The sequence below is a fragment of the Leptolyngbya sp. BC1307 genome (assembly GCF_002286735.1).
Taxonomy (GTDB): domain Bacteria; phylum Cyanobacteriota; class Cyanobacteriia; order Phormidesmidales; family Phormidesmidaceae; genus Phormidesmis.
In genome coordinates, this window is sequence record NZ_NRTA01000010.1 from 51,322 (window position 1) to 71,915 (window position 20,594).

The window sequence follows — 20,594 nt, forward strand, 5'->3', positions numbered from 1 at the left end:
AGCAACTATGAAAGATCCCGGTCAGGCACTGCTCGACAAGGTTGACATTATCATCGATGCCTGGATAAAAGAAGTTCGCCGCGATATCGACATCGATAGCACCCAAGAACTGACCTACATAGAGATTCGTGACGGGCTGCCAGGCATGTTGCAGGCGATGGCCACGCTGCTCACTCCCAGCCCGCTAGACGACCAAGATCAAGCGTTTAAAGACACCGCCCTAGAACACGGCACCGTCCGCGCCCAGCAAGGCTTTGACACCGCTGAAATCGTCCGAGAATACCGAGTTTTACGCAATGTTATTTTAATGGTATTAGAACCTGAATTAAGTTCAGGCACGGTTAAACAAGCGCTCACTGCCGTCCGTAAGATTGACCATATACTCGACAGCGCAGTTTTGATATCGCTAGACAGCTACATCAAACATCGCTTCGATACGCTAGAGCAGATGCAAGGGCAGCTACTGCTCACCAATCAGGAGCTAACCCGCCTGGTGCAGAGCCAAAAAGACAATCTGTCTCACCTGGCCCACGAGCTAAAAAATCCGCTGAACGCCATGCTAGGGTTCTCCTCAATTTTGCTGCGCAAGCAAAGAAAGCAGCTCACCCCAGAAGCCGGCTCGTCTATGGAGATAAAGCAAATTGAGCGGGTGATCAGCAACGGCAGACAACTGCTGCGCCTGATCAACAACACGCTAGAAGCCTCCCGTCAGGAGTCTCAACAGATAGTCCTGACGATGGAATTAGTGCCCGTACCCGACCTGGTGCAGGCCGTGATTGAGACCCTGGCTCCCACTGCTCAGTTAAAAGCACTCACTCTGGCCGCAAATTGCGATCGCGCTCCCCAGCAGATCACTACCGATGCCCTGCGGCTGCAGCAGGTTCTCACTAATTTAATCAGCAACGCCATTCGCTACACCGATAGCGGCTCAGTTGACGTAACCTGTTACGAAGTCGAGGGCGGGCAGTGGGCGATCGCCGTTCGCGACACCGGCAGAGGCATCAGCCCCGAGCAGCACGCTCAGATCTTTGAGCCTTACTTCCGCGCTGGCGGCGAAGGCAGCTACGCCCCCGAAAGCAGCGGCTTAGGGCTGACCATCGTCAATAAGCTTGTGCGGCTCTTACAGGGGAGAATTGAGCTGGTCTCAGCAGTCGGCGAGGGATCAACATTTACGGTTTTTTTGCCGGTTGAAATGGAAGGGGATACAGGAGATAAGATACAGAAGATAGGAGACAGGGGTCAGTAGACGGAAGACAGAAGATAGGAGATAGGGGTCAGTAGACGGAAGACTGAAGGTAGTTCCCGGCTACTGATTACTGCCTACTACCCACTGCCCACTGCCTACCCCCTAAAGTGTTCTACTTACGCAAACTCTCCCCTAAACACTGCTCCCCTCCTTCGCCAAAAACTCCTCTAATTCGCTCAGCTTATCAGCATCTACCTTAGTCTGCATTGGGCAAAACTTAGGCCCGCACATCGAACAAAATTCAGCCGTTTTATAAATGTCCGCTGGCAGCGTCTGATCGTGATATTCGCGGGCGCGTTCCGGATCAAGCGAGAGATCGAACTGTTTGTTCCAGTCGAAGTTGTAGCGGGCGCGGGAGAGTTCGTCATCGCGATCGCGTGCCCCCGGTCGATGGCGAGCAATATCTGCCGCATGTGCTGCAATCTTGTAGGCGATCAGGCCGTTGCGCACATCTTCTGCGTCGGGCAGACCCAAATGCTCCTTTGGCGTCACGTAGCAGAGCATCGCCGTTCCATACCAGCCCGCCATCGCCGCCCCAATTGCCGACGTGATATGGTCATAACCCGGCGCAATATCAGTCACCAGCGGCCCCAGCACATAAAAAGGCGCTTCTGAGCACTCTTCCATCTGCTTTTTCACGTTGAATTCGATTTGGTCCATCGGCACATGCCCCGGCCCTTCGACCATCACCTGCACATCGTGCTGCCAAGCGCGGCGAGTTAGCTGCCCTAGTGTCTTCAGCTCTGCTAGCTGCGCCGCATCAGAAGCATCGTGCTGACAGCCAGGCCGCAAAGAGTCCCCCAAACTAAAAGAGACATCGTAGCGCTTAAAGATTTCGATAATGTCATCGTAGTGGCTAAACAACGGATTTTGCTTGTGATGATGCAGCATCCACTGCGCCATAATGCCGCCGCCCCGAGAGACAATGCCCGTCAGCCGGTCTTTCACCAGCGGCAAGTGCTCAATCAAAATGCCCGCATGGATAGTCATATAGTCCACCCCTTGCTGCGCGTGCTTTTCGATAATGTGCAAAAAGTCTTGCGCGTCCAAATTTTCAATACTGCCATGTACACTCTCTAGCGCCTGGTAAATTGGCACCGTACCAATCGGAATCGGCGAGTTGTTGATCACCGCCGTGCGAATCTCATCAAGATTGCCGCCGCCGGTAGAGAGATCCATCAGCGTATCTGCGCCGTACTTAATCGCCATTCGCAGTTTATCGATCTCTTCATTGATATCAGAAGAGTTAGGCGATGCGCCGATATTGGCATTTACTTTGCACTTACTGGCAATGCCAATTGCCATCGGCTCCAGATTCGGATGGTTAATATTGGCAGGAATAATCATCCGACCGCGAGCCACTTCGTCTTTGATCAGGTCGGCAGGCAAATTTTCTCGCCGGGCCACATACTCCATTTCTTCAGTTATCACGCCCTGCCGGGCATAGTGCATCTGAGACACATTAGGCTGTCCCTGACGTTTAGCAATCCATGCCGTGCGCAGAGCAGTTGATGCAGTCTGCGCTGATTTAGTTGCGGGTGAAGCTGGGGTTGGAGAGAGATTGAGTGAAGTCATGAGTTGATACCTTGAATAGGGCCTCGAATAGGGTCTGCCAGAGCACATGAGTACTCGAATTAGCAGATAATTTGAACAACTTTGAGCGCTGACTGACGACTGTCAGCGCCCGGATGGCGTGGCCTCTGAGGGCTGAGAACTCGCGGTGTAAGACCGCACGTTCTTAAGATCGCCATAGTTAAAGGACGCAGTTTTGCTCTTGGCAGCTTTACTTTTACTGACTGCATTCCACAGTAGGGAGATCGCCATCGAAGTCAGCAGGGCAGCCGCAAAGCTGTTGAGCAAATCACCGCCGCCCGGCACATTGACCAGCGGACTAAAGTCGGGCTTAGGAAAGAACAACACCCCGACTGCGATGCCAGCAAGAGAACTCCAGAAGGCATTACTCGCCGTCTGATAGCGGCTATAAAAGCTAAAAACAACCGGGAACAGCAGCGCCGCGCAGAGCAAGTCGGCAATAAAGAACAGATAGAGAACGCTGTAGCCTTGTGAGGCGATCGCCACCGCCGGAATCCCAACCGCTACCGTCAGCAGCCGCGAAATTAGCAGCACCCGACTTGGCTGATTCGAGAGCCTGAGCAAATCGCCAGTAAAGACAGCGCTAATGCCGTTTAGCAGCGTATCCATACTGCTCATTACCAGCGCCATCGCCAGTAAAATCACCGCCCCCAGCAACCAAAGAGGAATGTTTAGACTTTGCAGTAAATCGAAGAAAGCCGTCGTACCGCTCAGGTCAAAGCCAGCCGCAATCAGACCCAGCAGCCCCGAGAGAAACAACAGCGGCAATATCACCAAAGCCGACCCGAGAAAAGAACGGCGCACCGTCTGATCGCTGCGACAGGCATACACCCGCTGCCAGTTGCCCTGGTTGAACAGTTCGGCAGCGACTACAGCAATGATCAGCGTTGCGCCAAACCGCAGCCCGTCGATGTTGCCTAGCGAGAGTAGCTCTGGCAGTTTTTCCGCCACCGGACCAAAAGCAGCGCCAAACCCACCCAACAGCGCAATTGTCATGCCAAAGCAAATCAGCAGCAGCGGCACAATCAGCGCAAACTGTAGGGCATCTGTGATGATGGTGACCTTGAGGCCACCGTAAGCGGTATAGAGAAAAACTGCCGTAATCACCACCAGCGAGGTCACCAGTAGTGGCACATCGGCCACTAGCTGAAGGACTTGGGCGATCGCCGTGAGCTCTGCTGCCAAATACACAAACATATACAGCAGCATCACGACCACCGTCAGCCAGTACATCGCCTTGCCAATCGACCCGCCAGTCTGACCACCCGATTGACTGCCAGCCTGACTGCCAGCCTGACTGAGGCCCAACGGCACCGCCCCAAAGCGATAGCGCACATACTCATTGAGCGAGTGACCCCACGGCATAATCTGCCGCAGCCTCGGCCCCACAAAGACAAACGTCAAGACAGCCGCAGCCGACCCCACACAGTAGCCCAAGATCGCCGTCAGCCCGCCAAAAGCCGACCCAGCCTCTGGTGGACTGAATAAAATCCAGGCACCCAGAGCCGACGCCGTCACCGTTGCGAGCGCCATCGGGCCGCCAACTTGGTTACGGCTCACCATGTAGTCTTCTAAATCGATAGCCTGCCCTGATTGCCGCCCTAGCTGTGAAATACCTACCAGGGCAAACGTCGCCGCTGCCGCTAGCATCACAATTAGCGCCACTGCTCCTACAGACATAGCCGCGCCCTCCCGTCAGAGAGCATGTCGTAGCCGCAGCTAGTATTGATCACATTCAAAACTTTCAAGCTTTCCTCTGCTGGCATTACCCAGGCTCAGGTTCAAAGGGTATGTTCTCAGCCCTTGCGGGCACCCCTAGCGATTAGGCGCTCATAGTATCACTTAGTTAACAGTCGGCACAACCACTGTGATAAAAACAGTGCCCTGCCCCACGCCCCCGCTGCCATCGGTAACCGTATATTTAAAGCTGCTGCGATAAGTACCCGATGTTCCGTTTGCCCCAGTCTGAGAAGGTCTGTAAGTGACCGTGCCATCCCCATTGTCTTCTATCTGGCCGCTACCGGAGAGCGCCGCTATCTCCAACAAACTGACGACATCGTTAGGGTCAGGATCATAGGCACCTTGCAACAGATCAATCGTCAGGGGTTCACCCGGTCGTGTCTCAAAGTAGTGATCGATAGCCACCGGGTTTCGATTGACTGCCTGTGGCGGACCGTCGGCTGCGACGGTGATATTGACTGTGGCTGTCGCGATTTGGCCTGCCGCGTCACGCACCCGGTAGGTGAAGCGATCGCTCGATCCGCTGCCAGTATGAGAATAGGTGATCTGCCTACCGTCAGTTGCTGTCTGCCCCGATTCGCCCGGACTCACTTCAACAATGGTGAGCTGACTACCGGCTGAAGCCCGGTCATTCTTCAACACGTCGATCACAACTGATGACTCTGCCGCTACGGTAGCACTGTCGTTATTCGCCTGGATAGAGAGACTCTCGGCAGGCGGGGTAGCCGCAGGCGAGCGATCAGGCTCCCCGGCAGGTGGGCTCTCAGTCGGTGTTTCTGCAGGCAAGTCCTCGTCAGGCCCCTGCGGGCCACTGCGACTGACCCCGATTCCCTTCAAAGAGAGCATGCTGTCAGTATCGGCATTGCTTTTTACCACCAGCCGCGCCGTGCGATCGCCCGCCGCCGTCGGCTCAAACCACAGCTCCACTTCACAGATCTCCTGCGGCGCTAACGTAGCCGTCGTACAGCTCTGGTCAACTAGCCCAAACTCTCTGCCCTGCCTGCCAACGATGTCAAAAGCGGCAATACTCAGCGGCGCGCTGCCGCTGTTAGTAATGGTAAAAGACTGGCGCTGCCTCTCTTTAAGAAAAGCCTTTTCAAAATCAACCATCGTCACCCCAAACGCTACATTAGGAACCGGCTGAGGGGTGCCCATGCCGCTGAGTAAAACGGTGTGTGATTTAGGTTTTCCGGCGCTGCTGGTTATGCCATCTGCCAGGCTGGTGACCAGCCGAATCTGAGCGCTGCGATCGCCAGTCACTGTCGGTGTAAAGACCGCTGTAATGGCACAGTCCATTCCCGGGGTTAGCACCAGCTCGACGCGGCAGTCTCCCGGCTGGGCCAGAGCAAAGTCCTCATCGCCCGACAGCGTCAGTTGGCGAATTTGCAGGGGGGCTTTGCCCTGATTGGTCAGGGTGACGGCTTGGGGCGCGCTCGTAAGTGCTAATGTCTGCGTACCAAAGGCGATCGCTGTTTCACTCAGCCTGGCCCGGGCGTTGAGCTGTCCTGACGACTGACTCAGATAGCGCTGAGCTAACAGTAGCCCGCTGCTCAACACGCCTAGCAGGAGGCTGCCAGCAATCACGGCTAAGGGCCAGCGGCGGCGCATCCCGCCTCGTCTGAGCAGGCGATCAGGCGCAGCAGTCACGCCTCCGACGAGAGGGGGCATGATCAGCCCCAGGTTATGGCGAGTCACCGCCGCACCCGCGTAGTCACCGAGTCGCTCGCGCTGCCGCACCGCCCTTCCTAGCCAGGCTTCAGCCCGCCCGATTTCGCCCAGCGCCAGTGACCGCGTTCCCAGCTGATGCAGCGACCATGCCTGTGTTGCACCATCGCCTAGCTGTTCTGCTGCTCGCAGGCCATAGATCAGCACCTGCTGCCACCGCTCCCACCGGCCACCGAGCGCTAGCGTCTGGTCCAAGCCACGAATCAACGCCACACACTCTTGCCAGCGGCCCGTGCGCTGCGTCCACTCCACCAGATGCATCGCAGCATCGACACTTTTAGCCGGAAGCATCCCTTGGGCTGCCACTTCAGCGGTAAAGTACTCAGTCGCCTGACTCAACCAGGATGGCGGATCAAACCCTGGCAGCACGCTCTCTATCAGGTCAGCACTGAGCTGATAGTAGCCACCCGTTAGCTCACGACCCTGCGGGCTACGCTCAGCAGACTCTAACAACCGCATCGCAGTCAGCTCTTTTAGGATGTCAGCAGCCTTGGGCAAGCGCGTTATCGCCTGCACCTGCTCGGCGCTCAAGAGCACACCGCCCATCGCCGACATCAGGGCCAGCACATGACGCTGGTCGGGAGAGAGCCAATCGACTATTTTTTGAAACAGCGATCGCCCAGAAATAGTCTGTGCCGAGGCAGTTTGCAGAGACTGCGTCAGATCTACTAAAGATTGGTCAGCAGCGCGGGCCTGAGCAGCAGCGCGCCTGAGCTGGAGTGGATTACCTGAGAGAGCTGTCCATAGCGTTTTTGCAGCGGCTTGCTCAGGCTCTGAAAGGGCATACCCCAGCTCTTTTTGCATGAGCTTAACCGACTCGGGAAAGGGGAGTCCTTTAAGGGCGATCGCCTCCCCTTCCTGCCAGTAAAAGCGAGCGTCAGAGACCAGTACAAACGTGCAGCCCGGCAGCGCCGCTAGCAGCCATTCCATCTCAGCTTTATCTAGCGTGAGGCCGTTCAAGATAATCAGTGCCCGCCGCTCTTTTAGCGCCTGCTGTACCTGACCGTAACTAGGTTTAAAGGGCGGGTTAGCCTCATAAAATATGTCGTATAGAGACTGCAGCAAATCTGCCGACGGCTGGCCGTGAGCAGATAGATAGACAATGCCAGCAGAAAATCCTGCTACGACCTGGCTTTCATGAGCCAGATGTCTTATCAGTGCCGTCTTACCAAAACCTGCTTCTCCATAGATCTCTACAGTGAGTAAAGATTTCAGAGCATCTCGCACCAGAGGCAGCACCGTCTGCCGATCTAACAACTCAGCAAAGGGGCGGGGCCGCAAGTCTAAAGGCAGGGGCCGGGGCTGCACAACCGGCGCAGCCGCTACATTGAGCACACCGCCGTGAGCTACGTTATGGATGTAGCTGTGATACTCCTGGCGGTTGTGGTCGCCTACAATCAGCTGGCCAGTGAGGTCGCCGCTAATCTGCACAGTCACATCGCCTGCCGCATCGCGCCGATCTCCCTCTGTGAGGTTGACGCGGGTAGATAGCGCTGGCGGGCTCAGAGTGGGCTGTGGCTGCATCAGGGTGCGGGCGATCGCTACCGACGAGCGAAACAGCAGCTCTTCTTGCCATAGCGGTACGCGCTGAGCGGGCAGATGAGCGCTCACTTTCACCAGCTTGAGCCACCCCAGGCCCAGATTCGCTTTAAAGTCTGTCAGCGTCTGCTGAAATATCGCTAGCAAAGGCTCAGCGTCTAGCAGTGCAGCATAGGCAGGCGGCGCGCCGGGTTCACTGCCCCCGGTCGGCACGAGCGCTATGTACAGCAAATTCTCGCGCTGGCGCACCCCCACCTTCGCAGTTAGCGGGCGATCGCCCAATACCCCATTTAGCGCTACCGCAATCCGCCTGGCATAGATATTTTGAGTATTGCCCTCAGTCATCGCGTCGAGCCTGCGCTAATCTCGCCACTGGTCAAATTTACTTCTCTTCAAACATAGACCAGTAATGTCTCATCGTCGGATTCTGCTAGCGCAATTCTTCACCTGCCATAGCTAGCGGTGGCGGATTCAAAGGCTCCGAATCAAATCAGACGAACATTGTGCGCCATAGTTACCTGCATTCATCCATAATGTAAAGGTTTTATCTTTGGTATTCCCTACCTCCTTCTCGCCATGCGTAGCCTTTATTGCGGTCAACTCCGAGCTGAGCACATAGAAAAGACGGTCACGCTCTATGGCTGGGTAGATCGTCGCCGGGATCATGGCGGGGTGGTGTTTTTGGATTTGCGCGATCGCACTGGTACCGTACAAATTGTCAGCGATCCCGAGCGCACCCCGGCTTCGTATCCGGTGGCTGAAGAAGTACGGAATGAATATGTCGTCAAAGTCGTGGGCCGGGTGACTCAGCGCCCAACCGAATCGCTCAATGACAAGCTACCGACCGGGCAGGTAGAGGTTTACGCGGACGAGCTGATCATTCTCAACGCTGTGCGTAAGCAGATGCCTTTTCAAGTGTCTACTGCCGACGACGAAAATGTGCGCGAAGAGCTGCGGCTAAAGTATCGCTATCTAGATTTACGGCGCGATCGCATGGCCCGCAATATGCGCCTGCGGCATGAGGTGATCAAAGCCATTCGTCGCTTTTTAGAAGATACCGAAGACTTTATTGAGGTAGAAACGCCCATTCTGACCCGCTCTACACCCGAAGGGGCTAGAGATTTTATCTTGCCCTCACGGGTCAACGAGGGGGAGTGGTTTGCCCTGCCGCAGTCGCCGCAGCTCTTTAAGCAAATTTTGATGGTGGCAGGCATGGATCGCTACTACCAAATTGCCCGCTGCTTTCGCGATGAAGATTTGCGCGCTGACCGTCAGCCCGAATTCACTCAGCTCGATATGGAAATGAGCTTTATGGACGAAGAAGAAATTCTCGCCCTGAATGAACGGCTGATGGCTCACATTTTCAAAACCGTCAAAGGAATTGAGCTGCCGTTACCCCTGCCCCGGCTCACCTATGCTGAAGCCATAGATCGCTACGGCTGCGATAAGCCCGACACGCGCTATGCCCTGGAGCTGGTCAACGTCTCAGATATTGTCAAAGACTCTGGCTTTAAGGTGTTTTCAGGTTCAGTAGCCAGCGGCGGTCAGGTGAAGGTGCTGCCGATTCCCGGCGGTAATGACGCCATTTCTAACGTGCGGATTAAGCCGGGCGGTGACCTGTTTAAAGTGGCGACCGATGCGGGCGTGCGCGGGGTAGCCTACATCCGCGTGCGAGAAAACGGCGAAATTGACACCATTGGTGCAATTAAAGACAATCTCACCGCTGAGCAAAAGCAAACGCTGCTAGAGCGCACTGGGGCGCAGCCGGGCCATCTGCTGCTGTTTGGCGCAGGCGATGTCAGCACCGTCAATGCCACACTAGACCGGCTGCGGCAGGCAGTAGCTCAGGAACTCGGCTTAATTGACGAGAGCAAAACCAACCTGCTCTGGGTCACCGACTTCCCCATGTTTGAGTGGAATGCCGACGAAAACCGCTACGAAGCGCTGCACCATCCTTTTACTGCGCCCAATCCCGAGGATGACGAGCTAACGAACGCCAGGGCGATCGCCTACGACATTGTCTACAACGGCTACGAAATCGGCGGCGGCAGTCTGCGGATCTACCAACCCGATGTGCAGGCCAAAGTGTTTGAAACTATTGGTCTATCTGAGGCAGAAGCGCAAGATAAGTTTGGCTTCTTGCTCGAAGCCTTTGAGTTTGGGACACCGCCTCATGGGGGCATCGCCTATGGTTTGGATCGACTGGTGATGCTGCTGGCCGGAGAGCAGTCAATTCGCGATGCGATCGCCTTCCCAAAAACCCAGCAGGCCCGCGATCTGCTAACCAATGCGCCCTCCTCTGTAGATGCCAGCCAGCTCAAAGACCTGCACGTCACCTCTACCTTTAAGCCGAAGGCTAAGGAAAATCCAAGCTGAGGAGAATGGAGTGATCGCCTGCCTTTGCCTCAAGCGCAGGCTCGCAAAATCTAATGCCCAGGCATGAAATCTCATCCTTTCGCCGGTCAACTGGGTTAGGATCAGCAGCAGTCTCCTGTCAGTTTTTTCATGCTCATCGCTCTGATTATCGTCATTGGCCTGATTCCGGCTACTGTCTCACTTTTAGTTGGGTGGCGATGCGCCAGAGAAGCGACACCGCCTATCAACCGGCAGTTTCAGCAAAATTTTCTCTTAGCGACTGACCAGGTCGCTACCGAACGAATCCGCCGCCTCTCTACCCGCACCCGCCATCCTGACGAACACTACGTCGATGGCATGGGCCTGGTGATTGGCGATATTACCTGCCAGCTCAATGCTCGCTCTCCCTACATTCGCTGCGCTGCCAATCCATCTGGCCCCTGCAAAGGCTGCCGCGAATACGAAGGCAGAGAATACGATTGATTTTTTGATGTCTGTACCGGGTGTTTTAGCTAAGGCGCTGCGGATTACAGCATCGCCGCCTTTAAAAACAGCGCGACCTGAGGGCCGATGACATCGAGTAGCTGAGTGACGTCCTCTACAGTGTCGTAGGCCCTGTCCCACTGGAGAGACAGCACCGCCAGGGGTTCACCCTGATAGACAATGGGGGTAACGACATGACATTCTGTGCCGCTGGCATAGAGCGCATCGCTCGCTGCTGCCTGGTCGGACTGACGCGCCGCCTGAATATTCACAGCTGACTGGGTGGTCTGAGTGGAGATCGCTGCTGCAACTAATTCACTAGCGGCAACAGCGGCGACCTCTGCCGGGCCATAACAACTGCTGCCACGATCTTCTGACAGCAGCAGCGTGCAGGCATCGGCTGCCAAAATCTGACCAAAGCCATCCGCCAAAAACTGCAGGGCATCGCTAGCTGGCATCGTCTGCGCAGCCAATTGACCGACCGTCACCATCAGCTTGGTTTGCTTTTCGGCCCGGTGTAGCTGTTCATTTTGGCGTTTGAGCACGTCGTAGGTTTCTGAGGCGCGCTCGACGACATGCTTGAGCTCGTCCGGATCCCAGGGTTTGGTAATGTAGCGGTATACCTGCCCGGCATTGATGGCTTCTACCAAATCTTCGACATCGGTAAAGCCGGTGAGGATAATCCGCACGGTATCCGGGAAATCGGGTACCGTCTTGCTCAAAAACTCGGTGCCCTTCATCTCCGGCATGCGCTGGTCAGAGATAATCACCGCGACTTCGCCCTCGCTAGAGAGCACCTTGAGCGCCTCAATGCCACTTTCTGCCCGCAGCACCTGAAAGTCACGTCGAAAAGTGCGATACAGCAAATCCAGATTATCGGGCTCGTCATCGACAACAAGCATCCGAGGCTTTTTAGACGGTTTGAAGCTAGCCAGGGTTAGCGGACTGATAGTGCTCATGCTTTATAAGTGGCTTTCAGCGAGAAAGTAAACGAGATAATGAGTGCAACAGGGCTGCCTATAGACGCACGGGGGCTTCTCCCTTCAGTAAACCCGACCACCCGGCAAAAATAACCTCGGTAACTATCAGAAGTTCTAGCGCTCAGACAGGTTAGCTGTTCAGGTTAGCTGTTCACTTGCAGTAGCTCTACCACGTTGCCATCTGGGTCTTTGACAAAGAGCGCCGCTCTGCCAGACGAACTCATCTGAAAAGGCATACCCTGTTCGCGGAGAGACTGCTTAACCGCCTCTAAATCTCGAATGGCAAAGGTAATGTGAGGATGCCGTCCCCATTTCTCCTCGCGAACAGGGTTGCTTGCCCACTCACTGACGATCAGATGCAGCTGAAAATCGCCAACCTGATACCAGGTGCCTGCAAAGGTGAGCGATCGCTCTACCTGCTTTAGCCCAATTACCTGTGAGTAAAACGCCTCTGCCCTAGCCAGATCGCTAACCTGTACGGCTACATGCAGCGGATATAAAATGTCTGCCATAATGTTTAAGTTTTTGCTATCAAAGGTTAAGCCCTTAGCCCTGTAAAGGGTCAATTCACCTTATTATCTACAGGTTCATCAAGTGAGGTGACAGTCGGTGAGACGATGCGTTTGCCTGCTGGCCTGTCGGTAGCTCTTTGTCTATGAAATTATTGATATTGCTAGGGGCGATCGCCGCCGCGCTGCTGCTGGCTGAAATCGGGCTCCGGCTAGGCTTTGGCTTTGGCAATCCGCCTCTCTATTTAGCCGATGACAAGATTGGCTATCAGCTAGCACCCAATCAGCATCTGCGTCGCTTTGGCAATCGTATTCACATCAATGAATATTCTATGCGGTCAGCGGCCATTACCCCGCTACCGGCTGACGGCACGCTGCGACTGTTTTTGCTGGGAGATTCTCTTGCCAACGGTAACTGGTGGACCGATCAGCCCGATATTCTCTCAGCGCTGATTGCCCGTCATTTGCAAGAGGCTCTGCCCCAAGGCTACAGCCAGGTAGAAGCGCTGAATGCCTCTGCCAACTCTTGGGGACCGCGCAATCAGCTTGCTTACCTGCAGCGCTACGGTACTTTTGGCTCGGCGGTACTCGTCCTACTGCTCAATACTGACGATCTCTTTGGCACTCAGCCTACGCCTTTGCCGGTTGGGCGCGATCGCAACTACCCCGACCGCAAGCCACCGCTGGCCCTCGCAGAAGTATTCAGTCGCTACGCGCAGAAACAATCGGCCATTCCTGGTCTGAAAGAGATTCAGTCTGAAGGGGGCGATCGCGTCGGCAAAAACCTCGCAGCGGTTGACGGCATTTATCAACAGGTCACGGCTAGCGGCGGTCAGTTTGTCTTAGTTCTCTCACCCCTCAAGCGCGAGCTGCCCGGCCCCCGAGATTACGAACTGGTGGCTCGTCAGCGCTTAAAGGATTGGGCGATCGCTGCCGATGTCCGCTATCTCGATCTGCTGGCGACTTTTCAGCAGCACGCCGATCCTGACGGTCTGTACCGGGATCATATTCACCTAAGTCCGGCGGGCAATGAACTGGTGAGCGGAGCGATTTCTCAAATCATCATCACCTCTGCGCCCAATCCATAGCAGCCTGAACCCAAAACTACCTGATCGCCGCTACCGTCGTCATCGGCTCTAGCACCAGCCGCAGTTCATCCTGCGATTTCCATACCTGGCCGTCTAGCGCCATTTGCTCAATCACGCTAGCCAGGCGCAGCGCCTTGAGTGCCTGCTCGCCACCGACAGAAGGCTGGTCACCGCCGCGCACACAGTTAACAAAGTGCTCTAGCTCAGCGTGCAGCGGCTCAGTATTGCTGGTATATACCTGCTCAATTAGCCCATCCTGCCGGTAAAGCACCTGGCCATAGTCAGCCATGCAGTTTTCCGTCGTCTGCCGGTGGATCAAAATTTTATTGTTTAAAAAGTCAGCTTCTGTCAGCGAATTGCGACAGTGAGCCGAGATCGTTCTAATTTTACGGTGAGTCACCTTGCTAGCAGTGACCGTCGCGACAATGCCATTGGCAAATCCTAGCGTCGCCGTCACATAGTCTAGATAGGGCGAATCGGTGCCTCTGCTGCCGTTAGCTGTAAGCTTGACCACCGGCGAAACAGCCAGTTCTAGAATCAAATCAATGTCGTGAATCATCAGATCCAGTACGACTGAGACATCGCTGGCCCGTTTCGAGTAGGGGCTCATGCGCCGCGCCTCTAGCGCCAGCATATCCTCAGTTCTCAGCACATTGCGCAGCTCTTTAAACGCTGGATTAAACCGCTCAATATGGCCTACCTGCAAAATGCAGTTGAGGTCTGCGGCGGCGTTGACCAGCGATTCGGCCTCAGCAATACTGGCCGCGATCGGTTTTTCGATCAGGACGTGGACGCCAGCTCTCAGGCAAGTCATGCCAACCGGGTGATGCAGCCGGGTAGGAACCGCCACGCAGACCGCATCTACGTGCTTTAGCAGCTTTTGGTACTCCTCAAAATAGTGAACCTGATACTTACTGGCCGTTTCTATCCCCAGTTCGGCATTGATATCAGAGACGCCTATAAGCTGTACATCCTTGAGCCTGGAGAGTACTCGGGCGTGATGCTGGCCCATATTACCAACCCCGATCACCCCAATCTTGACCGGCTCAGGCCGATTGCGGCTGTAGGGCTTAGCGTCAGCTAGCATCAAAGGTTGGCTTTGCACGTTATCACACCTCTCTCACAGTAGAACTACGGCATGACCGTATGTTGCCAGACTGATGGCCACACCTGTAGCCAGACCTATGGGCTGAAAACTCAGACGAGTTGACTTAGAGGCTTTCACCTCTCGAATGCTTTAACATCGCCGGAATCATAAGAATTAGCGGTATTTCTCATGAGGATTGCCGCTATGTAAACAGTACTATAGAAATCATAATTAATGTGACGAGCCTTGACGGCCTCTGACTGGCTGATCCCGCTATCTTAGAGGTCACCCTAGAGCCTCTATTGGCAGTAAAACTTTGATAGCACAGTGACAACAGTGCGAATGTGACAATTTTGATGGCTGACCCTCACCCTGAGCGACCCTAGCGCTGCTTTTGTTGCTGGCGTAGCGAGCTTCTTCGATCAGGCCGATCAGGCCTGTCAGCAGGTGCAGCGGGGGTTTTCGTTGAGCTTTCTTACCGTAGCTGGCGCTAGGGCGTTCGTCAGAGTGAGCGGTCTGATGGGCCTGCGGATCTGAACTTTACACAGTTTCGGCCCCTCCATCGAAACTATGGTAAATTCCAAATCTCGGTAGACTAGCTGCTCATTAACCTGAGGAATTTTTTGCATTTCAAAGAGCACAAAGCCACCTAGGGTGAAATATTCGTCACTGGTGGGCAGTGCTAGTGACAGCCGATCGTTGACATCTTCTAAATCGGTTTGGGCTGGGAAGACAACAGTGTGGCTATCTTTAGAGATAATCTGCGCTTCTGGAGAACTGTCGGCAATGTCGCCGATGATTTCAGCAGTGATATCGCGCAGGGTGACCAAACCCTCAGTGCCGCCATATTCATCCACGACAATCACCATCTCCCTTGCCGACTGCTGCATTTGCGTGAGCAGTTCATTCAGGGGAAGTGACTCTGGTACGACCCGCGCCGGTAGCAGCCAGGATGCAATCAGGGTATCAGGCTGAAGTTCGCCTTTGGAAAGGGGAATGGCCAGGTCATTGAAGTGAATAATGCCGAGGATGTCGTCTAGTGATTCGCCTATCACCGGATAGCGGGAGTGGCCTGACACGACGATTTCATCGAGTAAGTCTTGAAAAGTTGCCGATTGAGGTAAAGCAGCGATGCTGGTTCGAGGCACCATCACTTCTTCTACGGTAGCGCCCCGAAATTCAAAAACATTGCTGAGAATGGCCCGCTCTTCTTTGTCTAGCTCTGGAATCTCTGTGGTGGTTGTGATTAGCAGCCGCAGTTCTTCTGGGGTAACTCTGCCGTAGTGCCCTGAGCCGCTGTCTTTAATGCCTACCAGTGACAGCAGCAGCCGGGTTGATTGGTTAAGCAGCCAGACAAAAGGATTGAGCAGCCGGGCAATCGTCAGACTCGGCGGGCCGAGTACGCGGGCGAGCTGCTCTGAATAGATCAGAGCTACTGATTTGGGGCACAGCTCACCAAGCACAATCTGCAGATAGGCCAGGAGCAAAAAAGCGGCCGGTAGGGACACTGAGTGCGACAAAAACTGAGCGGTGTCTGCCGATACGGGCAGCCGGCTAAGCCAGTGCTTGATCAGCGCGGCCATAGTGTGTTCGCCAATCCAGCCCAGCGCCAGGCTAGAGAGCGTAATGCCTAGCTGGGTAGTAGAGAGCAGGCGGCTGAGCTTCTGCTGTAGTTTTTGGACGGTCTTGGCTTGCAAGTCGCCAGTGGATACAAGCTGATTGATGCGCGATCGCCGCACCGATACAATCGAAAACTCTACGGTGACAAAAAACGCATTCAGCCCGATCAGAGTCACCACCGATAGGATACGTGCGGCTATCTCCGGCCCAGACAATGGTGAGGGAATGATGAGAAAAGCTGATATAGCCGGATTGAGAATAGCAGGCAAGGTGATGGCTAGCGGGACAACAGGCGACGACAGATGAACGAACAAAACCACAGAACTGCGGTGCTTTGCTTAGTTATTGCTGTCGATGCGGGTCTTAACATCTTCAATAATTTTGTCTTCATCTAGCAGCACTAGCTCGTGACGCGTCTCGCCGCTCCGATTGGCAGCCGCCGCATTAGAGGGGCGAGTCTCGGGCTGACGAACCCCTGTTAACGCCTGCCTGCCTAAGGCATATCCCCAGGAAGAACTGACAATACCAGCGCCACACATCAGCGTCAGCAAAATTAACGTAAAGGCGACAGCTGGATTAATTCTCATAGCAAGCAGCAGCGATAGGTGAGGAATAGTACTTTGGGAGTCTGCCCGATCTTAGAGCGATTAAATGCGGCTCTGTTTACAAAGTTCGATTTACAGCATTGGGTTCGCAAAGCTGGGTTACGAAGTTTCATCTAAAAAACGGTGAGACTATGTAGATGATAAACCGATCAAGATAGTATAGTAGCAACGACCAGGGTTGGCCGAGCGGATTAGGCAGCGAACTCATAATTCGCCCCAGGCAGGTTCAACTCCTGCACCCTGGATTTTTCTGAGCCGAACAAGGTCAAGCAACGCAGAAGGGATGTCCTCTTTTGAGTCATCCCTTCTACGCTTTTGATGAGTTTTCTGACGCAACCAGTGAATTGAGCAGAGAGTAAATTGAGCAAAAATATTAGAGCCTTAATCGCTACCGGCGAGGTAAAGGCTCGAAGTTAAGCTCACTGCCGACGACCCGACTGCCGAACTGTGAGGCAGGCAGTAGCTGTACTGAGGTGGTGTAAGGATTAGGCAAGTCAGGTACGCGCACCGTTGCCGTATTTTGGTTCTGTAACATCATCAACGCTTCGTAAGCTTCTGAGATGGCGGCGGCATCTCGGTTAATCCGCTGGTCTGGGAAGCCGCCAATCCCGGTGATAAATTCGAGCTGACGGAAGATAGAGCGCCGGGCGTAGTAGTCGCCTGATCGATTCTCGGCAATATTTTCCAGTGCGTCTAAAACCGTCTCAGGTTCTTGCGCGCTAGCAGCAGGTGTAAAGGCTGTAGCGGTGGCGATCGCCCCAGCAACACCTAAAAGACCGCCGATTGCCATACCCCTAAACCCAATAGCCATGATCATCAGCTCTCCTCAAAAAGTGGCTCTGAACCTGCCTTTTCATAATACCCATCTAAAAAACAATCTTGACACCCTGCACCCCGATCAAGCTATCTAGACTTTAAGCGTCTCAACGCTCATCCTCTCAGCTTTAAAATCTATGCCAATTCCCCTAACCGATGTGCCGACTGCCGATCTGAGTACGATTCGCCAGGCCCTGCTGGATTTGATCTGTCAGGTCGCTTACAAAGAGGGCGACTTTACCCTTTCCTCTGGCAAAAAAAGCGACTACTACATCAACGGTAAACAGGTGACTCTGCATGCGCAGGGAGGGCTGATGGTAGCCCGGCTGCTGCTAGATATGCTGCCACCAGGCACCGCAGGCGTTGGCGGGCTGACCTTAGGAGCCGACCCTATGGTGAGCGCCATCAGCATTGCCGGAGCCTATGAAAACCGCCCGGTGACGCCACTAATTATTCGCAAAGAGGCCAAAGGGCATGGTACTCGCGCCTACATTGAAGGCCCAGAGCTACCGGCAGGCAGCGCCATCGTCATTATCGAAGACGTTGTAACTACGGGCGCATCTGCTCTGCAAGCGGTAGAGCGACTGCGGCAGGCAGGCTACCAAGTCAATGACGTTTTGGCTCTGGTAGACCGGCAGCAGGGCGGTCAGGCCCTGTACCAATCAGAGGGCCTCAATTTTCGGCCTATTTTCACCATTGCCGAGCTCCAAACCCACTGGCGGGCGCAGCAGTAGATCAGACCGGTAAGCCAGCGCCAGATTTTGCAGTCTGCATGGCTTCTACCAGGCGACGAACGACAGCAACCATCGCCAGCGGGTCATTGAGCTTATTCACCGCTGAACCGACGCCGACGCCGGCTGCGCCAGCGGCGATCGCCATTGGCGCAGTCACATCAGAAATGCCCGAGGCGCAGAGTACGGGTACAGACACCGCATGAGCAATGGCGTGAGCGGCTGCCAGGGTCGGCGCGGCTTTTTCGATCAGGCCGAGGATGCCGCTATGGGTTGGACTGCTGCTGGTGCCGCCTTCGGTTTGGATGATATCTGCGCCAGCGGCAACGAGGTCTTCGGCCAGCTGCACTTGAGCATCGAGCGTAAGAATATGGGGAACGGTGACCGATAGGGTGATGTGGGGAAGCAGCGATCGCGTCTCCAATGTCAGCGCCAACACCTCAGGCCCCTCAAACCGTCGGCCCTGAGCATAAAAAGCATCAAAGTTACCAATCTCAACGAGATCAGCGCCGGCTGCTACTGCCGTGACCAGATGCTGAGGCTCTACCGCCGATACACAAATGGGCAGATCAATCAGGCTCCGCACCAGCCGCACCAGATCGGCATCCGCCGCAATATCGACAAACGTCGCGCCGCCTTGCTGAGCGGCTTTGACCACGTTGACTACATTGTCGGAGTCTAGATTGGTCAGGCCGCTGATAATTTTGAGCGCAGAAGCATTGGCTAAAGCACGCTGAAAGTGAGTCCACTGTGAGCTAGAAAGAGTCATAAATCTCTAATAAGGTGAGCTTGCGAATACCATTTTGCCAGAAAGTTGCCTGATGGGCTCCATTCCTAAAATCGACCTGGAATCAGGCCGTTGCGCTTAAGAGGCTTGTCACTCCTTCTAGCGCGTAGTATCATCAAAGACTGCGAACAAAGATGTAACGACCTGTTAAAACTATGCCTAAGCTCAAAACTCGTCGCGCTGCCGCCAAGCGGTTCCGCCGCAGTGGAAGTGGCAAAATCATGCGCCGCAAAGCCTTTAAAAATCACCTGCTGGATCATAAAGGCCAGGATCGCAAGCGCAAGCTCTCCAAGATGACGACGGTACACGAGACCGACGTGCCTAATGTAGAGCTGATGATGCCTTATCTCTAGGGCTTAACGTTCAGAAAAACTAGGTATCAGACAAACTAGACAAGGAAAATTAGACCATGGCACGTGTTAAGCGCGGTAATGTAGCTCGCAAACGCCGCAAGAAAGTTCTTAAGTTGGCCAAAGGCTTCCGGGGTTCTCACTCTAAGCTATTTCGGATTGCTAACCAGCAGGTGATGAAGGCATTGCGTAATGCCTATCGCGATCGCCGCCGTCGCAAGCGCGATTTTCGCCGCCTGTGGATTGCTCGGATCAACGCTGCCGCCCGCCTCAATGGCACGACCTACAGCCGCTTGATAGGCGACCTGAAGAAGACCGATATTCAAATCAACCGCAAGATGCTGGCTCAGATGGCAGTGCTAGACCCCGGCAGCTTTACCAAAGTTGTAGCGCAAGCGACCGGACAATAGCGGCGTTTGCATGCGCGGGGCACTGGCAAGGCTAAGCTGGATTTTGGGGACGCAGATATTGCTGTCCCCAATTTTTGTGACATTGTCTTTTGTAAAGCCTACTGCTGCTGCTGAACTGGCAGATATTCGCGATCGCGGTTACTTAATCGTGGCCGTTAAAGACGACCGGGCTCCGCTAGGATTTGTCGATGGAACCGGCAATCTCAGTGGATTTGAGATAGATATTGCCCGGCGGTTGGCAGCAGAACTATTAGAGGATGAAACGGCAGTGAGACTGGTCGCGGTGCGCAACGTAGATCGTCTAAATGCGGTGCTGGAAGACCGGGTAGATATTGCGATCGCTGCTGTCACCCTGACCGAGCCGCGTCGTCGCATCGTCAGCTTCAGCGATCCTTACTACCTCGACGGCACTGCTTTTATCACCAACCGACCCACTATTCAGCGGCTGCGAGATCTGCGCGTTGGCAGGATTGCTCTTTTAGACCGGGCTAGTAGCGTGCCCCATGTCCGCTATATCTTGCCGGGTGCTCAGCTCGTGGGGGTGAGTTCTTACTTAGAAGGGCAAAGGCTGCTGGAAGCGGGCGCAGTAGAGGCCTTTGCAGGCGACGCCTCGGTGCTAGCAGGGTGGTTACAGTCAGAGGCCACCGCCGAATACCGATTGCTACCAAACTTGCTGTCAGCCGATCCCCTGTCGGTGGTCATCCCCAAGGGCGTGCAGTACAACCCTTTGAGGACCGCTATTAATCAGGCCATTCGGCGCTGGTATACAGAAGGATGGCTGCAGGAGCGGGCTGCTTACTGGGGGTTACCTGCAGAATCGTCGCAGTTTCTCGATCTGGCACCGGCCTCGCCGCCAGTGCTGCCCGCTGAGTCAGGTCGTCTTTTTGACTAGCGCCTGAACCCTTGCTATACCCATTACTATAAGATGGG

General features: G+C 54.7%; 18 protein-coding genes, 1 tRNA gene and 1 riboswitch. Of the genes, 9 read left to right on the forward strand and 10 right to left on the reverse strand.

Annotation, left to right across the window (positions count from 1 at the left end; all coding sequences use genetic code 11):
• Positions 1–7: 7 nt before the first annotated feature.
• A complete protein-coding gene (locus CKL79_RS08060; protein WP_121969069.1) occupies positions 8–1,246 on the forward strand; it encodes a sensor histidine kinase in 1,239 nt (412 codons plus the stop codon).
• Positions 1,247–1,378: 132 nt separating this feature from the next.
• Here CKL79_RS08060 and thiC read toward each other — a convergent pair whose 3' ends face one another.
• The 3 genes from thiC to CKL79_RS08075 all read right to left on the reverse strand — a co-directional run bounded on the left by thiC (position 1,379) and on the right by CKL79_RS08075 (position 8,188).
• Positions 1,379–2,749, reverse strand: coding sequence for a phosphomethylpyrimidine synthase (gene thiC, locus CKL79_RS08065; protein WP_121969143.1), 1,371 nt, complete (start codon positions 2,747–2,749; stop codon positions 1,379–1,381).
• Between the two features lie 174 nt (positions 2,750–2,923).
• Positions 2,924–4,519 (reverse strand): Na+/proline symporter, encoded by a 1,596-nt coding sequence (locus CKL79_RS08070; RefSeq protein ID WP_121969070.1) that lies wholly within the window; start codon positions 4,517–4,519, stop codon positions 2,924–2,926.
• Between the two features lie 54 nt (positions 4,520–4,573).
• Positions 4,574–4,666, reverse strand: a riboswitch (TPP riboswitch).
• 15 nt (positions 4,667–4,681) lie between these two features.
• Positions 4,682–8,188: a choice-of-anchor D domain-containing protein gene (locus CKL79_RS08075; protein WP_121969071.1), complete on the reverse strand. Its 3,507-nt coding sequence runs from the start codon at positions 8,186–8,188 to the stop codon at positions 4,682–4,684.
• A 231-nt stretch (positions 8,189–8,419) separates the two neighbouring features.
• Here CKL79_RS08075 and aspS point away from each other — a divergent pair, with 231 nt between their 5' ends.
• Both aspS and CKL79_RS08085 read left to right on the forward strand, forming a co-directional pair.
• Positions 8,420–10,219, forward strand: coding sequence for an aspartate--tRNA ligase (gene aspS, locus CKL79_RS08080; protein ID WP_121969072.1), 1,800 nt, complete (start codon positions 8,420–8,422; stop codon positions 10,217–10,219).
• A gap of 129 nt (positions 10,220–10,348) precedes the next feature.
• Positions 10,349–10,681, forward strand: a complete 333-nt coding sequence (locus tag CKL79_RS08085) for a DUF6464 family protein (RefSeq protein ID WP_121969073.1) — start codon at positions 10,349–10,351, stop codon at positions 10,679–10,681.
• A gap of 44 nt (positions 10,682–10,725) precedes the next feature.
• Here the strand turns inward: CKL79_RS08085 and CKL79_RS08090 are convergent, their stop codons facing one another.
• Complete coding sequence (locus CKL79_RS08090) at positions 10,726–11,640, reverse strand: response regulator (RefSeq protein ID WP_121969074.1); 915 nt, start codon at positions 11,638–11,640, stop codon at positions 10,726–10,728.
• 164 nt (positions 11,641–11,804) lie between these two features.
• Entirely contained in the window at positions 11,805–12,173 is a 369-nt protein-coding gene (locus CKL79_RS08095) for a VOC family protein (RefSeq protein ID WP_121969075.1), read from the reverse strand.
• 143 nt (positions 12,174–12,316) lie between these two features.
• Between CKL79_RS08095 and CKL79_RS08100 the strand changes: the two genes are divergently transcribed.
• Positions 12,317–13,258: an SGNH/GDSL hydrolase family protein gene (locus CKL79_RS08100; protein WP_121969076.1), complete on the forward strand. Its 942-nt coding sequence runs from the start codon at positions 12,317–12,319 to the stop codon at positions 13,256–13,258.
• A 16-nt stretch (positions 13,259–13,274) separates the two neighbouring features.
• Here the strand turns inward: CKL79_RS08100 and CKL79_RS08105 are convergent, their stop codons facing one another.
• The 3 genes from CKL79_RS08105 to CKL79_RS08115 all read right to left on the reverse strand — a co-directional run bounded on the left by CKL79_RS08105 (position 13,275) and on the right by CKL79_RS08115 (position 16,552).
• A complete protein-coding gene (locus CKL79_RS08105) occupies positions 13,275–14,345 on the reverse strand; it encodes a Gfo/Idh/MocA family oxidoreductase (protein ID WP_121969077.1) in 1,071 nt (356 codons plus the stop codon).
• 440 nt (positions 14,346–14,785) lie between these two features.
• Positions 14,786–16,285, reverse strand: a complete 1,500-nt coding sequence (locus CKL79_RS08110; protein WP_240518742.1) for a hemolysin family protein — start codon at positions 16,283–16,285, stop codon at positions 14,786–14,788.
• An 18-nt stretch (positions 16,286–16,303) separates the two neighbouring features.
• Complete coding sequence (locus CKL79_RS08115; RefSeq protein WP_121969078.1) at positions 16,304–16,552, reverse strand: hypothetical protein; 249 nt, start codon at positions 16,550–16,552, stop codon at positions 16,304–16,306.
• Between the two features lie 190 nt (positions 16,553–16,742).
• Here CKL79_RS08115 and CKL79_RS23135 point away from each other — a divergent pair.
• Positions 16,743–16,815: transfer RNA gene (locus CKL79_RS23135), tRNA-Ile, on the forward strand.
• A gap of 143 nt (positions 16,816–16,958) precedes the next feature.
• On the opposite strand, the gene CKL79_RS08120 is transcribed toward CKL79_RS23135, so the two are convergent.
• Complete coding sequence (locus CKL79_RS08120) at positions 16,959–17,387, reverse strand: hypothetical protein (protein ID WP_141242176.1); 429 nt, start codon at positions 17,385–17,387, stop codon at positions 16,959–16,961.
• A 136-nt stretch (positions 17,388–17,523) separates the two neighbouring features.
• Here CKL79_RS08120 and pyrE point away from each other — a divergent pair, with 136 nt between their 5' ends.
• Positions 17,524–18,120: an orotate phosphoribosyltransferase gene (gene pyrE, locus CKL79_RS08125; protein ID WP_121969080.1), complete on the forward strand. Its 597-nt coding sequence runs from the start codon at positions 17,524–17,526 to the stop codon at positions 18,118–18,120.
• A 1-nt stretch (position 18,121) separates the two neighbouring features.
• On the opposite strand, the gene CKL79_RS08130 is transcribed toward pyrE, so the two are convergent.
• Positions 18,122–18,886, reverse strand: a complete 765-nt coding sequence (locus CKL79_RS08130; RefSeq protein WP_121969081.1) for a DUF561 domain-containing protein — start codon at positions 18,884–18,886, stop codon at positions 18,122–18,124.
• 173 nt (positions 18,887–19,059) lie between these two features.
• On the opposite strand from CKL79_RS08130, the gene rpmI reads away from it, so the two are divergent.
• From rpmI to CKL79_RS08145, 3 genes are all read left to right on the forward strand, one after another.
• Positions 19,060–19,257, forward strand: coding sequence for a 50S ribosomal protein L35 (rpmI, locus tag CKL79_RS08135; protein ID WP_121969082.1), 198 nt, complete (start codon positions 19,060–19,062; stop codon positions 19,255–19,257).
• Between the two features lie 56 nt (positions 19,258–19,313).
• Complete coding sequence (gene rplT, locus CKL79_RS08140) at positions 19,314–19,664, forward strand: 50S ribosomal protein L20 (protein WP_121969083.1); 351 nt, start codon at positions 19,314–19,316, stop codon at positions 19,662–19,664.
• 76 nt (positions 19,665–19,740) lie between these two features.
• Positions 19,741–20,556, forward strand: a complete 816-nt coding sequence (locus tag CKL79_RS08145) for a transporter substrate-binding domain-containing protein (protein ID WP_346427056.1) — start codon at positions 19,741–19,743, stop codon at positions 20,554–20,556.
• Positions 20,557–20,594 lie beyond the last annotated feature (38 nt).

Excerpts from the sequence above, each read along its gene's own strand:
- CKL79_RS08060 (WP_121969069.1), top strand. The coding sequence starts at position 8 with ATGAAAGATCCCGGTCAGGCACTGCTCGACAAGGTTGACATTATCATC.
- CKL79_RS08070 (WP_121969070.1), bottom strand. The coding sequence starts at position 4,519 with ATGTCTGTAGGAGCAGTGGCGCTAATTGTGATGCTAGCGGCAGCGGCG.
- CKL79_RS08075 (WP_121969071.1), bottom strand. The coding sequence starts at position 8,188 with ATGACTGAGGGCAATACTCAAAATATCTATGCCAGGCGGATTGCGGTA.
- aspS (WP_121969072.1), top strand. The coding sequence starts at position 8,420 with ATGCGTAGCCTTTATTGCGGTCAACTCCGAGCTGAGCACATAGAAAAG.
- CKL79_RS08085 (WP_121969073.1), top strand. The coding sequence starts at position 10,349 with ATGCTCATCGCTCTGATTATCGTCATTGGCCTGATTCCGGCTACTGTC.
- CKL79_RS08090 (WP_121969074.1), bottom strand. The coding sequence starts at position 11,640 with ATGAGCACTATCAGTCCGCTAACCCTGGCTAGCTTCAAACCGTCTAAA.
- CKL79_RS08095 (WP_121969075.1), bottom strand. The coding sequence starts at position 12,173 with ATGGCAGACATTTTATATCCGCTGCATGTAGCCGTACAGGTTAGCGAT.
- CKL79_RS08100 (WP_121969076.1), top strand. The coding sequence starts at position 12,317 with ATGAAATTATTGATATTGCTAGGGGCGATCGCCGCCGCGCTGCTGCTG.
- CKL79_RS08105 (WP_121969077.1), bottom strand. The coding sequence starts at position 14,345 with ATGCTAGCTGACGCTAAGCCCTACAGCCGCAATCGGCCTGAGCCGGTC.
- CKL79_RS08115 (WP_121969078.1), bottom strand. The coding sequence starts at position 16,552 with ATGAGAATTAATCCAGCTGTCGCCTTTACGTTAATTTTGCTGACGCTG.
- CKL79_RS08120 (WP_141242176.1), bottom strand. The coding sequence starts at position 17,387 with ATGATCATGGCTATTGGGTTTAGGGGTATGGCAATCGGCGGTCTTTTA.
- pyrE (WP_121969080.1), top strand. The coding sequence starts at position 17,524 with ATGCCAATTCCCCTAACCGATGTGCCGACTGCCGATCTGAGTACGATT.
- CKL79_RS08130 (WP_121969081.1), bottom strand. The coding sequence starts at position 18,886 with ATGACTCTTTCTAGCTCACAGTGGACTCACTTTCAGCGTGCTTTAGCC.
- rpmI (WP_121969082.1), top strand. The coding sequence starts at position 19,060 with ATGCCTAAGCTCAAAACTCGTCGCGCTGCCGCCAAGCGGTTCCGCCGC.
- rplT (WP_121969083.1), top strand. The coding sequence starts at position 19,314 with ATGGCACGTGTTAAGCGCGGTAATGTAGCTCGCAAACGCCGCAAGAAA.